Source organism: Paenibacillus fonticola DSM 21315 (genome assembly GCF_000381905.1).
Lineage (GTDB): Bacteria > Bacillota > Bacilli > Paenibacillales > Paenibacillaceae > Fontibacillus > Fontibacillus fonticola.
This window is the reverse complement of the sequence record NZ_KB907280.1, coordinates 40,279-56,440: the sequence shown is the minus strand read 5'-3', so window position 1 is coordinate 56,440 and position 16,162 is coordinate 40,279. Positions and strand designations below refer to the sequence as shown.

11 protein-coding genes, 1 tRNA gene and 1 other RNA gene are annotated in these 16,162 nt (G+C 50.7%); 3 read left to right on the top strand and 10 right to left on the bottom strand.

The features are described from left to right. Window positions 1–175 precede the first annotated feature (175 nt). The 10 genes from ssrA to G358_RS0126065 form a co-directional block, all read right to left on the bottom strand. Window positions 176–539, bottom strand: a transfer-messenger RNA (tmRNA) gene (ssrA, locus tag G358_RS32690). A 375-nt stretch (window positions 540–914) separates the two neighbouring features. Next, a complete protein-coding gene (gene smpB / locus G358_RS0126105) occupies window positions 915–1,394 on the bottom strand; it encodes an SsrA-binding protein SmpB (protein ID WP_019640214.1) in 480 nt (159 codons plus the stop codon). Window positions 1,395–1,767: 373 nt separating this feature from the next. Next, the gene (gene rnr, locus G358_RS30925; RefSeq protein WP_019640213.1) at window positions 1,768–4,398 is read right to left on the bottom strand and encodes a ribonuclease R; all 2,631 of its coding nucleotides are present in this window, start codon (window positions 4,396–4,398) and stop codon (window positions 1,768–1,770) included. A gap of 663 nt (window positions 4,399–5,061) precedes the next feature. Next, window positions 5,062–5,295 (bottom strand): preprotein translocase subunit SecG, encoded by a 234-nt coding sequence (secG, locus tag G358_RS0126095; protein WP_019640212.1) that lies wholly within the window; start codon window positions 5,293–5,295, stop codon window positions 5,062–5,064. Between the two features lie 501 nt (window positions 5,296–5,796). Continuing rightward, a complete protein-coding gene (eno, locus tag G358_RS0126090; RefSeq protein WP_019640211.1) occupies window positions 5,797–7,080 on the bottom strand; it encodes a phosphopyruvate hydratase in 1,284 nt (427 codons plus the stop codon). Window positions 7,081–7,302: 222 nt separating this feature from the next. After that, window positions 7,303–8,850: a 2,3-bisphosphoglycerate-independent phosphoglycerate mutase gene (gene gpmI / locus G358_RS0126085; protein ID WP_019640210.1), complete on the bottom strand. Its 1,548-nt coding sequence runs from the start codon at window positions 8,848–8,850 to the stop codon at window positions 7,303–7,305. Next, window positions 8,851–9,603, bottom strand: a complete 753-nt coding sequence (gene tpiA, locus G358_RS0126080) for a triose-phosphate isomerase (protein ID WP_019640209.1) — start codon at window positions 9,601–9,603, stop codon at window positions 8,851–8,853. It lies immediately after the preceding gene. A 31-nt stretch (window positions 9,604–9,634) separates the two neighbouring features. Then, complete coding sequence (locus tag G358_RS0126075; RefSeq protein WP_019640208.1) at window positions 9,635–10,816, bottom strand: phosphoglycerate kinase; 1,182 nt, start codon at window positions 10,814–10,816, stop codon at window positions 9,635–9,637. Between the two features lie 259 nt (window positions 10,817–11,075). After that, complete coding sequence (gene gap / locus G358_RS0126070) at window positions 11,076–12,086, bottom strand: type I glyceraldehyde-3-phosphate dehydrogenase (protein WP_019640207.1); 1,011 nt, start codon at window positions 12,084–12,086, stop codon at window positions 11,076–11,078. A gap of 87 nt (window positions 12,087–12,173) precedes the next feature. Next, window positions 12,174–13,235, bottom strand: coding sequence for a sugar-binding transcriptional regulator (locus G358_RS0126065; RefSeq protein ID WP_019640206.1), 1,062 nt, complete (start codon window positions 13,233–13,235; stop codon window positions 12,174–12,176). 330 nt (window positions 13,236–13,565) lie between these two features. Here G358_RS0126065 and G358_RS0126060 point away from each other — a divergent pair, with 330 nt between their 5' ends. The 3 genes from G358_RS0126060 to clpP all read left to right on the top strand — a co-directional run bounded on the left by G358_RS0126060 (window position 13,566) and on the right by clpP (window position 16,077). Continuing rightward, entirely contained in the window at window positions 13,566–14,897 is a 1,332-nt protein-coding gene (locus G358_RS0126060; RefSeq protein ID WP_019640205.1) for an ABC transporter substrate-binding protein, read from the top strand. Window positions 14,898–15,084: 187 nt separating this feature from the next. Continuing rightward, window positions 15,085–15,159: transfer RNA gene (locus G358_RS0126055), tRNA-Arg, on the top strand. Between the two features lie 321 nt (window positions 15,160–15,480). Next, window positions 15,481–16,077: an ATP-dependent Clp endopeptidase proteolytic subunit ClpP gene (clpP, locus tag G358_RS0126050; protein WP_019640204.1), complete on the top strand. Its 597-nt coding sequence runs from the start codon at window positions 15,481–15,483 to the stop codon at window positions 16,075–16,077. Window positions 16,078–16,162: the final 85 nt, after the last annotated feature.

The window sequence follows — 16,162 nt, the reverse complement described above, 5'->3', positions numbered from 1 at the left end:
CATAGCCAAAACCTCCGTAAAAAATAAAATGGCCCGCCCAGTTTCGCATTGTTAAGAGGCGCGGGCGGGATCTGTTACCTAAATTATACAATTATCTATTGACACCGTCAACTTATTAAATCGTATAATTCTCAAAAGGCAAAAGACACCTTCTCGGTATCTTTTCGAATAGTAATTATGGAGGCGAGGGGAGTCGAACCCCTGTCCGAAGGCAACGCCACATAAGCTTCTACGGGTGTAGTGACAGTTTTGATGTCACCCTAGAGACTCCCTGTCACTGGATTCCCTTCGGGTCAGCCTGTTTGTCTTCTTCAGCTAGCCGCAGGCGGAGACTAGACAGCGTATCCCACTAAAGTTGGGCCCTCATCCCGGTACATGGGCGATACAGAGCGAGAGCACGTCTGCAGGTTATTAAGCTGCGAGAGCGTAGTTTGTTTGTTGTTTGCCGTTTAATTGGCTTTAGCGTTGATAAAGCGGACGCATCCCCACTACCCGCTACCTATGCTCGATCTACCCCCGTCGAATCCAAAAACGCCCCCGCAAAAAGGTTCCTGCGAGTCAGCCGTCCCGGATTAAGCGGTCAGCTTCAAGCAAAGGAGCTAACTCTTTATCATGATGTCACTAAAACTAGCATCGCTATCGTTCTAGCAACATCAAACAGCTATACGCTGCTTACATCTAATAGTATATCACATGATGCAAAGTTATGCTTCGTAACTTGTTGGTACTACTGGAAAAGTCCATGATTCGCATAATAACAGTCGATCGATTGACTCAAGCAGCTCTTGCGTACTGCAGCTATGAAGCTAGTTCTAACTCCAGCTTCAGCTTCAGCCTTCCACTTAGTCGCCATATCCTTACAGCAAGCCTAATAATAAGCAGGAGCAGCCCACATTCCCGGTTTAAAAATGGTTCTACCGCGCAACCTTCTGCTTTTCGCGAAGCACGCGCTGAATATCGCGCTGCGCATCACGCTTGGCAGCGGCTTCACGCTTGTCATACTGCTTCTTCCCTTTACCAAGGCCGATCAGCAGCTTGGCGTAGCCGTTGCGGATATAAATCTTTAGCGGCACGATCGAGTACCCTTCCTGCTTGGACAAGCCGAGCAGCTTGCTAATCTGTGCCTTATGCAGCAGCAGTTTGCGAGCACGAGTCGGATCAGTCGGATTGTGCCGATTCCCCTGCTCGAACGGGCTGATGTGCATATTGTGAATGTGGATCTCACCGTTACGGATCGTCGCAAAAGCATCGCTAATATTCGCTCTTCCGTTGCGTATTGATTTGATTTCGGTGCCTGTCAGTACCATCCCTGCCTCAAAGGTATCCTCGATGAAGTAATCATGGGAAGCCTTTTTGTTCTGCGCCAACACTTTGCTTTCATTCTTCTTGCCCATGTTCATCCTCCTCATCGCCAATTTTGCCAGGGCACCAACTCTAGCCTACCAGAAACTTATTGTATCAACTCCCTGCGCCAAAATCAAGGAGCTTGCGCACCGCTGCGCGGCGCAAAACCAAGCGCAGGCCGCCCACGTTTGGTGGGCGGCCACGCCGCTTCCGCCCGGGCACAGCCACCGGGCGCAAACCACAGGCCGCCCCGCTATGCGTGGGCGGCCACACCGCGAGCGCCCGAGCACAGCTCGAGGGCGCTCGCAACAAGCGGCCCCACCACGTGGGGGCCGCCGCCCAAGGCCGCGCCGTACCGGCCCGCGGCCAATCAAACCCGCCCGCCGACTAAGTCTGGCGGGCGGGCCGCCGCACGCGCAAGAGCTAACGCTTCTTGCGCGGCGGCTTCCCATCGGCGCCCGGCGCAGCAGTGCTGCCGCCGCCGATGAAGATCCCGCTCGCGGACGTCTTCTTCCGCCGCGAGCCCTTGCCCGCGCCGCTGCTGCCACCCGCATTGCGGCTCGTGGCCGCCGGCCCGGCGGCATAACCGCCTTTGCCGGAGCCAAATCCAAAGCTCACCGCTGGCCCTGCATCCACGGCCGCTTCAGCTCCGGCTCCAGCGCTAGCGCCGCGCTTGCTGCGCTTGCCGCTGCCGGCTGTAACCTTGCCCTTGCCGCCAGCGGCTTTCCCTTTTCCTGCTTTGCCAAAAGCTTTGCTAGCAGCGGCCTTCTTGCCCGCTTTGCCGCCGTTTTTACCGTTCTTACCGCCTTTGCCACCTTTGGCGCCTTTACCTGCGCCCTGCCCCAGCCTTCCGTCGCCGGCGCCCACGCGTCCGCCGAAGCCGCCTTCAAAGAAGCGGTCCTCCCGACTGCGAGGCTTCATATCGACCATCTCGAAGTCGATCGTATGGTCGTCCATATTGACCCGGGCCACGCGAATCTCTACCTCATCGCCGATGCGGTAGATTTTCGACGTGCGCTCGCCGATCAGCGCCATATGCTGCTCATGGAAGTGATAATAATCGTCCGTCATCGCACTCAGACGAATCAAGCCTTCCACCGTGTTCTCCAGCTCGATGAACATCCCGAAGCTCGTCACGCTGCTGATAATGCCATGGAACTCTTCCCCGACCTTATCGAGCATGAACTCGGCCTTCTTCAGCTGCTCCGTATCCCGCTCCGCCTCAACAGCGACCCGCTCGCGCTCCGACGATTGCTGGGCGATTTCCTGCATCCGGCTGTTCAAATATTCTTCCCGCGCAGCCGGCAGAGCCCCTCCGTTCTCGATCACCTCGCGGATCACCCGGTGAATGACCAAATCCGGGTAACGCCGGATCGGCGAGGTGAAATGCGTGTAGAACTCGGCGGCAAGCCCAAAATGCCCTGTGCTCTCCGCATCGTATTTCGCCTGCTTCATTGAACGCAGCATCATCGTGCTGATGACCGTCTGCTCTTTCGTTCCCTGGATATCCTCCAGCAGCGTCTGCAGCGCGCGCGGATGGACGCGATCTCCCTTGCCGCCCCTGACCGTGTAGCCGAAATTAGCGACAAACATCATAAAATTGAGCAGCTTCTCCTGATCCGGGTCTTCATGGATCCGGTAGATGAACGGCACCTTCAGCCAGTGAAAATGCTCCGCCACCGTTTCGTTAGCGGCCAGCATAAACTCCTCAATGATTTGCTCTGCGACCGAGCGCTCTCTTTTGACGATATCCGTCGGCTTGCCGTTCTCGTCCACGATGACCTTCGCTTCTTCGAAGTCAAAATCCACCGCCCCGCGGCGCATCCGTTTGCTCCGCAGCTTGAGCGCCAGTTCCTTCATCAGGCGGAACATGTCGACCAGGTCGCTGTAGCGCTCTATTACCTCTGGGTCCTCGTCCTCCACAATTTTGCGGACGTTCGTGTAGGTCATCCGTTCCTTCGTGCGAATTACACTTGTAAAAATATCATGCTTCATGACCTTCATCTGGTCGTTGAATTCCATTTCACACGACAGCGTAAACCGGTCTACCTTCGGATTCAGGGAGCAAATACCGTTCGACAGCCGATGCGGCAGCATCGGGATGACCCGGTCAACCAGATACACGCTGCAGCCGCGGTTATACGCCTCCTGATCCAGCTTCGATTTCTCGCGCACATAATAGCCGACGTCGGCAATATGCACACCCAGCTTGATGTTGCCATTCGGCAGACGCTCCACGTTCACCGCGTCGTCCAGATCCTTCGCATCCTCACCGTCGATCGTCACGATAACCTTATCCCGCAGATCGCGCCGCCCTTGCTTGGCTATTTCCGCCGGGTCGATCTCGTCCGGGACGTTCATCGCCTCTTCCATCACATCTTCCGGAAAAGCTTCCGGCAATTGATGCTTGCGAATAATCGACAAAATATCGACACCCGGGTCGTCCTTATGCCCGAGAATTTCGATAATTTCCCCTTCAGCCGCAGCTCTTCCCTCCGGATACTGCACGATCCTTACTACGACCTTCTGGCCATTGGCCGCGCCGTTAAATCCTTCTTTTGGAATAAAAATATCGCGATTTATCCGCTTATCATCCGGGATGACAAAGCCATAGGCCTCTTCATTTTGAAAAACACCTACAACCTGGGTGATGGCTCGAGTAACAACCCTCACGACCTCGCCTTCCAGCTTACCGCCGCTCACGCTTTTGGAATTAACGCGCACGAGCACGATATCGCCGTTCATGGCGCTTTTAAGGTCATTGGCATGAATGTATACGTCAGGGTGCTCACGATCCTCTGGAATAAGAAAAGCGAAGCCCTTGGCATGCGCCTGCAGCCGCCCTCGTACCAAATCCATCCGCTCCGGCATGCCGTAACGGTGAGTTCGCGTAAGTATAATTTTTCCTTCCTGCTCCAAGCGGTTCAACAGCTTCAGGAACTCCCTGAACTCCTTCGCGTCCGCAATATGGAAATGACCTTCAAGCTCCTGATAGGTCATCGGTTTATAAGCGGTCTCCCGCATAAAATCAAGCAACTCTGATTCTGTTACCATAAACTCACCTCGGCCCGGCTCGGCTTGTCCTCAACCGGTATGTATTTTTTGATCAATAATTTCCATGAATACCCTTCATGTATATACCCTAGTATACACGAAATTAATCTTCCGCATCCGCCTCACTTAAAAAGTGGGAAAATGACCAACGGTTCGCCGAAGAGCCGGCAAAAACCGGAAAAGGGCCGGGCAGCGTACTTCACAGGCACTTACTTCTGGCACACTCACAGTTGACCTTTCACTTGTGCATCATCGCTGCTCCCGGTGTGGTCAACCGACCGCCGGCAATGCAGCAAAACACCCGCACGAAGGGAGCTGCGCATCGGTACGAGCGCATGGCGCAAGCATCCTCATGAGGCTGCGGCCTTCCGCTGCTGTCTTCACTACTTCCGGCTATTGCGCTAAATTCTTCCGCTACTGCCTTGCTTTTTGCACTCGGCTACTTTCTTTTAGATCGGGCCTAATCATACTGCCTTTAGCTGTCGCCTTTAACTGTTCTCTTTTAGCTTCTTGCACTCGGCTGCTGTCTTTTAGTCTACCCATACTTCTTTAGCTTCTGCCCTGCCGCTTCTACCCTCCGCTTCCGCCTTCTGCCGCCCTGCCTCCCCGCCAAGACAAAAAAAGCCTTCGTTCCACCAAGAACGAAGACTCTCGTATGACCCACTATTCCATGACAATCGCAACAGCGATCGATAAGATAAAAAACCCTGCAGCTACAGCAATCGTGATCCGTTCCAGAACGAGCTCCATGCCGCGTGCTTTGGCCTTGCCAAACAGATGTTCCGCTCCCCCGGAGATGGCACCAGTCAGACCGGCACTCTTACCTTCTTGCAGTAGAACTGCCGTAACTACACCGATGGAAAAAATAATAAGCAACACTTTCAAAAACATTTCCATTGTATCCACCTCCTAAGCGAACCAACCTAATTCCTTCACGCAATATAATTATACATACTTAATCATCACAGATACAAAAACAGCACTATTATTATATCATGACAACCAAGGAATAACAACATGGAATCGATCCAGTTATTGAGAGCAGTTTTTCAGTTTTTGATTGCTCATTATTACGCATCACTACTTGCATCACTTATTTGCATTACTTATTTACATCACTGATTTTCATCACTAATTTCGCATTTAGTCTTCACTTTTTCTATCGCATTTAGTCTTCACTATTCCGCATATAGTCTTCATTCCTTCACAGATGATTAATCATCATCGTGGGTGCATCTTCATGGGTGCATCTTCGTAGATGCTTAATCTCCCCGCAAAGGGCCCACTCATCGAACAACTCCAAAAAAAATCAACTAAAAAAATCTCCCCCACGATCTTTACAGACGAGGGGGAGATTTATAGTTTGCATTATAAGCTTAAGCTATGCATCCACTGCTACTATTTCAGGTTGTAGAAGGATTTCAAGCCGTTGTATTGAGCCAGTTCGCCCAATTGGTCTTCGATACGAAGCAATTGGTTGTATTTCGCAACGCGGTCAGTACGGGAAGGTGCACCCGTTTTGATTTGGCCAGCGTTTGTCGCTACAGCGATGTCAGCGATCGTGCTGTCCTCGGACTCGCCGGAACGGTGGGAAATCACTGCTGTGTAGCCAGCGCGTTTTGCCATTTCGATCGCGTCGAAGGTTTCTGTCAGCGTACCGATTTGGTTTACTTTGATCAGGATGGAGTTACCGATACCGTCTTTGATTCCTTTTTCCAGACGCTCGGTATTTGTTACGAACAGGTCGTCACCAACCAGTTGGATTTTGTTGCCCAATTTCTCAGTGAGCAATTTCCAGCCTTCCCAGTCGTCCTCGGAACAGCCGTCTTCGATCGTAACGATTGGGTATTTATCCACCCAAGAAGCCAGCAAATCAACGAACTCAGCTGGAGTATACGATTTGCCTTCGCCTTCAAGATGGTATTTGCCGTCTTTAAAGAACTCAGTAGAAGCAACGTCCATACCAAGCACAACGTCTTCGCCTGGTTTGTAGCCTGCTTTCTCGATCGCTTCAATGATGGAAGACAGAGCATCCTCATTGGAGGAGAAGTTAGGAGCGAAGCCGCCTTCGTCACCTACAGCTGTGTTCAGGCCTTTCGCTTTAAGTACGGATTTCAGGTTATGGAAAATCTCAGCACCTACGCGAAGTGCTTCTTTGAAAGTAGGTGCGCCTACAGGCAGAACCATGAACTCCTGCACGTCTACGTTGTTATCCGCATGCGCGCCGCCGTTTACGATGTTCATCATTGGAACTGGAAGCTGCTTCGCGTTGAATCCGCCAAGGTAAACATACAATGGAAGATCCAAAGCGTCAGCTGCTGCACGAGCTACAGCCATAGACACAGCCAGGATCGCGTTTGCGCCGAGCTTCCCTTTGTTAGGTGTTCCGTCCAAAGTAATCATCAGCTTGTCGATGCCAAGTTGATCCAGAGCATCCATGCCGATTACTTCAGGAGCGATAATTTCGTTTACGTTCTCAACAGCTTTCAATACCCCTTTACCGAGGTAACGGGATTTGTCTTCGTCACGAAGCTCAACCGCTTCGTGAGCGCCAGTGGAAGCGCCGGAAGGAACGATAGCACGGCCAATTGCGCCGGACTCCAGATATACTTCAACTTCTACTGTCGGGTTACCGCGAGAGTCCAAAACTTCGCGAGCGTATACGTCAGAAATAATAGTCATTGTATAGTCTCCTTTTATATGCGTATTTGAAAACTTCTTCTACTGCACTTAGCTTGCTACTGTACTTAGCTTGTTTTTTACCTGCCTAAGCATTCTCTTGCATCTCTCTCTTTTGCGTACACTAAATATCATTCACTTGAAGTGACTTGCCGCAGCCCACTTACCCTTGCATTCAGCTGCGCTTACTTCCCATAACAACCTTGCGCACCTATGCTTGGCAGCTTAGGCTTTACGGCTGGCGATCATGGAGGTGCCCGTCATTTCTTCCGGCTTAGGCAGACCCATCAAGTCCAGAAGCGTCGGCGCCACATCCGCCAGGATGCCGCTATCACGTAGTATAACATTTTCATCGGTCAGGATAAAAGGAACCGGGTTCGTCGTATGCGCAGTGAACGGACGGCCGTTCTCATCGAATACCATATCGGCATTTCCGTGGTCGGCGATGATGATGACGACGCCGCCTTTTGCCTTAACAGCATCAACCACTTTGCCTACGCATTCGTCGGTTACTTCGACCGCTTTCTTCGTTGGCTCCAGCATGCCGGAATGGCCAACCATATCCGGGTTCGCGAAGTTCAGGATGATCGCGTCATGCTTATCGGACTCGATCTCCTTCACCGCAGCCTCAGCCACTTCATAAGCACTCATCTCCGGCTTAAGGTCATAAGTCGCGACCTTCGGCGAGTTGATGAGTACCCGCGTCTCGCCTGGCAGCTGAACATCCCGTCCGCCGCTAAAGAAGAAGGTTACATGAGGATATTTCTCCGTCTCGGCGATACGAAGCTGGGTTTTCCCATGCTGCACAAGAACCTCACCAAACGTATTATCCAGATCCTTCGGCTTGTAGGCTACATAACCGTCTACCGTTTCTGCGAACAGCGTCAGGCAGACGAAATGCAGACCTTGCGGGAACTTCGGCCCCCGGTCAAAGCCTTGGAAATCCTTGTTCGTAAATACGTTCGACAATTGAATCGCCCGGTCAGGACGGAAGTTAAGGAACACGACAGAGTCACCGGACTCGACAAGCGCGATTGGCTGGTCATGCCCGTCTACGATGACGGTTGGCATAACGAATTCGTCGAATACCGATTTCTCGTAGGATTCCGTCACTGCCGTAATCGGATCGGTATATTTCGGACCTTCGCCGTATACCATAGCACGGTAGGATTTCTCCACGCGGTCCCAGCGTTTGTCGCGGTCCATCGCATAGTAGCGTCCTTGTACTGTGGCGATTTTGCCCACTCCGACTTCCTCGATTTTCGCAATCAGACGCTCGATGAAGCCCTTCGCACTGTCCGGAGCCACGTCGCGGCCATCCAGGAATGCATGGATATAGACCTCGTTCATCTCTTCCTTCTTGGCAAGGTCGAGCATCGCGAACAAATGGTCAATATGGCTGTGTACGCCGCCGTCCGAGAGAAGCCCGTACAAGTGAAGCTTCTTCCCGTTAGCCTTCGCGCTGCGTACAGCATCCACCAAAGTCTCATTCTCAAAAAATTCGCCTTCGCGGATCGATTTGGAAATCCGGGTCAAGTCCTGGTACACGATACGTCCCGCACCGATGTTCAGGTGACCTACCTCGGAGTTGCCCATTTGCCCTTCCGGCAAACCTACGGCCTCTCCGCAAGCGGTCAGCGTCGTGTTCGGATACTGCTGCAGGTAACGGTCATAGTTCGGCTTGTGAGCCTGGGCAACCGCGTTGCCTTCCACTGTGTTCCGAAGCCCGAAGCCGTCCATGATGATCAATGCTACAGGTCTTGGAGCTGCCATTTATTGCGCCCCCTCGACCAGTTGAATATAAGAAGCCGGCTGCAGGCTGGCACCGCCGACTAGTGCGCCGTCGATGTCGCTTTCGCTCATATATTCCTTCACATTCTCAGGTTTTACGCTGCCGCCGTATTGAATACGGATTTTGCCGGCAACCTCTTCATTGTACAAATCTTTAACTAAGCTGCGGATGTAGGAAATCACTTCGTTCGCATCCTGAGCCGTGGATGATTTGCCTGTGCCAATCGCCCAAATCGGCTCATAAGCGATAACAACCTGCTCTGCCTGCTCCGCGGACAATCCATTCAGCGCCGCTTCGGTTTGCACCTTAACGACATCCTTCGTTTGGCCAGCTTCGCGCTCTTCCAGCTTCTCTCCAACGCAAGGAATCGGAGTCAAGCCATGCTTGAATGCAGCATGGACTTTCTTATTCACGATTTCATCCGTCTCTCCGAAGTAAGCCCGGCGCTCCGAATGTCCGATAATGACATAATCCACGCCTAGATCCTTCAGCATTCCACCGCTGATTTCACCGGTAAATGCACCTTCATCTTCAAAATGCAGGTTTTGCGCACCAATTTTGATCTTCGTTCCTTTAGCCGCCTCGACTAAAACCGGAAGGTTTGTATAAGGAGCACAAATTACGCTCTCTACGCCTTCTACTTCCGCTTTACCTTTTACCGCCTCGAAGAAAGCTTTTGCTTCAGGAACGGTTTTAAACATCTTCCAGTTCCCTGCAATGATCGGTGTTCTCATGCGGTTCACTCCTTTATCTATCGCTAAATAATTACTTGTCGTTCAGAGCCACAACGCCCGGAAGCGCCTTGCCTTCCATGAATTCCAAGGAAGCGCCGCCGCCTGTGGAGATGTGATCCATTTTATCCGCCAGATTGAATTTCTCTGTTGCCGCTGCCGAATCGCCGCCGCCGATAATCGTATAGCCTTCTGTCGATGCGCAAGCCTCAGCTACCTCGCGGGTTCCGTTTGCGAAGGTATCAATTTCGAATACACCCATCGGCCCGTTCCATACAACCAATTTCGAATTTTTGATAATGTCAGCATAAATTTCCCGAGTCTTCGGCCCGATATCAAGACCTTCCCAATCGGCAGGAATGCTGTCGATGTCTACTACTTTGTTGTTGGCATCTGCGCTGAAATCATCAGCTACAACGATGTCTACCGGCAGTACGAAGTTCTTGCCCAGCTTCTTTGCCTTCTCGATGAAGCCAAGCGCTACATCCAGCTTACTGTCATCCAGCAGCGATTTGCCGATCTCATGGCCTTGCGCTTTGAAGAAAGTATAAGTCAGGCCGCCGCCAATCAATACGTTGTCGGCAATGTTGAGCAAGTTGTCGATTACATCGATTTTGTCTTTAACCTTGGAACCGCCGATAATCGCGGTGAAAGGACGATCTGGATTGGACAAGGCTTTGCCGAGAACGTCAAGCTCCTTCTCCATCAACAGGCCGGATACCGCTGGCAGGTGATGTGCGATGCCTTCCGTGGAAGCATGGGCACGGTGAGCCGCGCCAAACGCATCATTTACGAACAGATCTGCCAGCTCCGCGAATTGCTTCGCAAGCTCTGGATCGTTCTTCTCTTCGCCTGGGTAGAAACGAACGTTTTCCAATACAAGTACATCGCCATTGTTCAAGGAAGCTACTTGCGCTTTCACGGCTTCGCCAATCGCTTCGTCTGCTTTCGCTACTTTTTTGCCAAGCAATTCGGACAAACGCTCAGCAGCCAGGTTCAAGCGCAGGGATTCTACCACTTGGCCTTTAGGACGGCCCATATGGCTGGCCAAAATTACTTTTGCGCCTTTTTCAATCAAGTAGTTAACTGTCGGCAGCGTTTCACGAATACGAGTATCGTCGGAAATTTTGCCATCCTGAACGGGGACGTTGAAATCGACTCTGACAAACACGCGTTTGCCGGTTACTTCCACATCACGTACACTTTTCTTGTTCATCTCCACATTCCTCCTAAGGTTTGCGCCAAGGCACTGCAAATGCCATTGTCGCGCCACTTTCGTTCTCTTGAATGATTTCTCTCCTAAGCGTGCTTATATCTCTATATTTGTGTGTGTGAATGTCGATTCTATAACTTCAATAAAAGAGGCTTCTAACTAGAAAAGCCTTAAATTTGTAATTCATTTCGTTCATGAACCAAAGAGGAGTCCTGCGGTCAGGTCGCTCCTCTTTGTTATTTCGGATTTTATTCAGAAGGAATTACTTCGCTTTTTTTGCAAAGTACTCCAATGTACGAACGAGTTGAGCAGTGTAGGACATTTCATTGTCGTACCAAGCTACAGTTTTAACCAGTTGTTTGTCGCCAACGGTAAGTACTTTAGTTTGCGTAGCATCGAACAGGGAACCGAAAGTGATTCCTTTGATATCGGAAGATACGATTTCGTCTTCTGTGTAGCCGTAAGTTTCTGGGTCGGAAGCAGCTTTCATGGCTGCGTTAACTTCATCAGCGGTAACTTGTTTCTCAAGAACAGTTACAAGCTCAGTCAAGGAACCTGTAGCCACAGGCACGCGTTGTGCTGCGCCGTCAAGTTTGCCTTGCAATTCAGGAATAACAAGACCAATCGCTTTAGCTGCGCCAGTTGTGTTAGGGATAATGTTCTCAGCTGCTGCACGAGCACGGCGGAAATCGCCTTTCGCATGAGGAGCATCAAGCGTGTTTTGGTCGCCTGTGTAAGCATGAATTGTCGTCATCAAGCCTTCAATGATACCAAATTTGTCTTGAAGAACTTTAGCCATTGGAGCCAAGCAGTTTGTCGTACAGGAAGCGCCGGAAATAACTGTCTCTGTTCCATCCAGGATTTCATGGTTAACGTTGTAAACAACAGTTTTCATGTCGCCTGTAGCTGGAGCGGAGATAACAACTTTCTTCGCGCCGCCCTTCAAATGAAGCTCAGCTTTTTCTTTCGTTGTGAAGAAGCCTGTGCACTCCAAAACGATGTCTACGCCAAGCTCGCCCCAAGGAAGCTCTTCAGGGTTGCGGTTAGCTAGAACTTTAACTTCTTTGCCGTTAACTTTGAAGAAGCCGTCATGAACTTCTACATCGCCGTCGAATCTGCCTTGAGTTGTATCATATTTCAACAGATGAGCCAACATTTTAGCGTCGGTCAAGTCATTAATCGCTACTACTTCGATGCCTTCTACGTTTTGAATACGACGGAAAGCAAGACGTCCAATACGTCCAAAACCGTTAATACCTACTTTTACACTCATTGATAGTTCCTCCCAGTGTTTGTTTTTTTATTATTCAAGACTCCCCCGATAAGGCAGTCATGAGTAAATAAGGTTAGACGAAAACGATCAAGTTACGCTGTTCTGCTGTTTTTCTTTTTGCTCCAGTTCGCTCACGATGTCCATTGCCGCGGCTTCGTCCGTGACGAGAATGTCTTCATGTCCGAACTGCAGCACCGCGTGTATAGCTTTGGCCTTGCTTTTGCCGCCCGCGATTCCGATCACCGTGTCCGTCTTCCTGATGTCTTCCAGACGGAGTCCCAGGGTCAGCATTTTGTGAACAACTACGCCTTCTTCATCGAAATAGTACCCAAATGATTCTGCGACCGCGCCATCCTTCTGCAAATCCTCGATCATCGCCGCGTCGAGTTTGCGGCGGCGGGCCATCTCCGTAGCATCCCCGATGCCGTGTACAACAATCCGCGCCTGGCGAATCGTGCTCACGATATCCTGAATGTTCGGGTCGTGCACCAATGACTGATACGCTTCCTTGCCGAGCAAATCAGGCACATGCAACAATCGGTACCCTGCTCCAACCCGCTTAGCCATGCCCGAAGCAATCGTATTGGCCTGGATTTCCAGGCTCTCGCCGAGTCCTCCGCGCGCTGGAACGAACCAATTTTGCTTGAACGCTGCATTCGCCGGCGGATTCAGCTGTTCCGCTACCTCGGCCATCGTTGTGCCGCCTGTGACCGCTACGACGTCCCCGCCGCGCATAGCCCCTAGCAGCGCTTTGGCACCTGCCAGACCGAGCTCCCGCTTCGTCAGCGGAGAGGTCTCCCAGTCTCCAGGAATGACCACAACTTTGCGCAATCCAAAGGCTTTACGAATCTTCTCCTCCAAATTAGCGAGGCCGAATATTTCCTTTACGATCGGCTCCATATCTTCTAGCAGTTTCCTGCCCGAATCGCTAATCCTCATGCCTATATTCTCGATTTCAATCAGGCCTTGAGCCTTCAGGAGATCTGTTTCGGCACGCAGTACACGTTCTGTCATGTTTAGCGAAAGTGCTAAGGTTCTGCGACCAATCACATCCGATAACATGATCTGGTGAAGTATGGTATGCCTTTTCTTGAGAATTTCCATGAGATCTGGAAGAAGCTGCTTCTGCATTTCCAAAATATTTCGCATGCTTTCCACTCCTGCAAGCTTCGTCTATCTCTCCATCTCCTCTGGTCTTAAAATGTCCCGGGTTAACTTTTTAAGTCCCACTGATATTTTAACCAATTTTGGTCACTGTTGCAAGTGTGATGTCCCTATAATTCTCCATCTTTTCGACACTTATACCGCAGCATTTTCAGAACTGCCAAAACTAGGGGGAAACATTCCTGAGTCATAATAAAGCCGCCACACCCGGAGCACGCATTCAGCCGCCAAATTTTACAATTTAAAGGTTCAGGAATAATATTACATCTAAGGATGGATTCTTTCCTTCCTTAGTTAATCAGGAGGTATTCTTAGATGTCCACTAGACGCATACTGCTTATAATCGTGATCTTAACATTTGGCATGAATGCACTTACGGGCTGCCAGCGTGCGCGGCCATTAAAGCCCGTTACGATAACAGTCAGCTATCCATCGGCACAGCAATTTTACGTCATGTTTGGTTATGCTTTTGAGAAAGCGCATCCCCATATTAATATCCAGGTCATTCAGGATGGCTTTGAAGGAGACGATGATGATCTTTTCGATACGGAAGCTGATGTAATGTATATAAACGGAATCGAACAGTATAAAGCAGCAATCGAGAGAGGCAAGCTTAGACAGATTCCCCCGGCCATCCTCGGCGAAACCGCCAATTCCGGGGCGCTGTCTCCCATCGTTGCCACGCTGCTTGCCTCCGCTTCCGAGGACGGCCATTATTATGCGCTGGCCCCGGCTTTTCATAGCGAGGCGCTTTATTTTAACAAGAAAATTTTCGACAAATATCAGCTTCCCTATCCCCATGACGGCATGCTTTGGAGCGATGTATTTGCTTTGGCAGAGCGCGTCCCTGCCGAAAATGAGGATGGCAGCCGCTTATATGGCATTCAGATGAACTATTCACGAAACGTGACGATGAATTATATTTTAAAAGCGGGGGAAACCGAAGGCCTGTCATATCTTGATCCGAAAACACTGCAAGTGACGATGAATACGGATCGCTGGCGGTCCATCTGGGAGACCGCAGTACAAGCTTTTCGCGCAGGAGCTGTCTATGACAAGGAAGAGGACGCAGACTCGATGCAGCGGCCGGCCTTTTTAACCGGGCATGCAGCCATGACCATCAGCTCAAATGCGCTCGCCTATGATTTTGAAGTGTTGTCGCATTTTGACGGGGGTACAGAGTTTGATTGGGGGGTGGTAACCGCCCCTGTCGATCCGTTGAACCCGGACATTACCAACTTCTATGAAATCTACGATTATTTTGGGGTCTCCTCGGCTTCGGAACATCCGGAAGAAGCGATGGAGCTGGTGAGATTTATCGCTGGCGATGCTCTTAACAGCCGTCTGGTAGCGGCGAACTACCCTAATTACGGATTGCCGGCCGTGACGGAGTATATCCATCCTGCTGGCGACCACGATTTGTCCCCTCTATATTCGCTGCAGGCGAATTCGAATCGTACTGCTGGGCATTCCGAAATCGAGGCGGAAATTGTCGCTGCCTTTCAAACGGCAGCCCAATCTATACTGAACAGCCTGCTGCAAAATGAAATTACGCTGGACGAGGCGCTTGTGAAGGTGGAGCTGCAGGGACAAGAAGCCGTCGATGCCGCGGTCCTGGAGCTGGAGAGGAACCGTCAGGCGGAATAGCGGCTAGCCTATACAGTCGCCAATGGGCAGCAAGCAGTGGCACTGTACAAAAGCCAATGAAAAGGGGTCAATAAAAGTAATCAGGTAGGGCAGCGCGTTCCGCAGTGGGCCGTGCTGCCCTATTTAGAAATTTCCACTTGTTTTTTATTTCCCAATACCATATAATCATTTTTGTTACGCTAAATTTGCGCCCGTGGTCCAATGGATATGACGTAGGCCTCCGGAGCCTGAGATCGAGGTTCGATTCCTCGCGGGCGCGCCATCATAATTTCACAGCTGCATTTTAACGCAAAGCCTTCCAGCAAGGCTTTTTTTATTTTCTTTTTTGCCATTTGGCCTATTTCCCCGTATTTCAACATACACTGGCGGATGCCTTTTCTTTTTTTTAAAATAAGTTTGACCATCTTTGACTTTCTGTTTAAAATTGTTTATGATGAGGTTAATATTTCTCGATTACGTCAATTATGAGATTGATTGAATCGATGCCAGAACCCATATTACAATAGAAGCTATACAGTCGCTGCAGAGCGGGCCTTGCCTGTCGCAAGGCTGAAATAGCTTTGAATCTAAGGAGGTTTTATCGGTGAGTTATATTCCAATGGTCGTTGAACAGAGCAATCGCGGAGAACGTGCATACGATATTTATTCCAGACTGCTGAAAGACCGAATTATCTTCCTTGGTAGCGGAGTGAATGACGTCGTTGCCAACTCCATCATTGCGCAGATGCTGTTCCTTGATGCAGAAGATCCAGGCAAAGATATTCATTTGTACATTAATAGCCCCGGCGGCTCGATTACCGCAGGCATGGCCATTTATGATACAATGCAATTTATCAAATCCGATGTATCCACCATTTGCGTCGGACTCGCCGCTTCGATGGGAGCATTCCTATTGAATGCAGGCGCGAAGGGCAAACGCTATGCGCTGCCGAACAGCGAGATCATGATTCATCAGCCGCTTGGCGGTGCCGAGGGCCAGGCTTCCGACATCGAAATCCGCGCCCGCCGCATTCTCAAAATGCGCGATAAGCTGAACCACATTCTTGCAGAGCGTACAGGCCAGCCGCTGGAACGAATTGAGAGGGATACCGATCGCGATTACTTCATGAGCGCGGCTGAAGCGACAGAGTACGGGATCGTCGACAAAGTGATTGAAAGAGTCACCGCAGAAGGCGTATAATAATAACATAATTAAGGCTGTCCACTGAGCTGTTTGCTTGGCGGACAGCCTTTCTTGCAATTTGGCCGCCAGGAAGCAAAGGAGC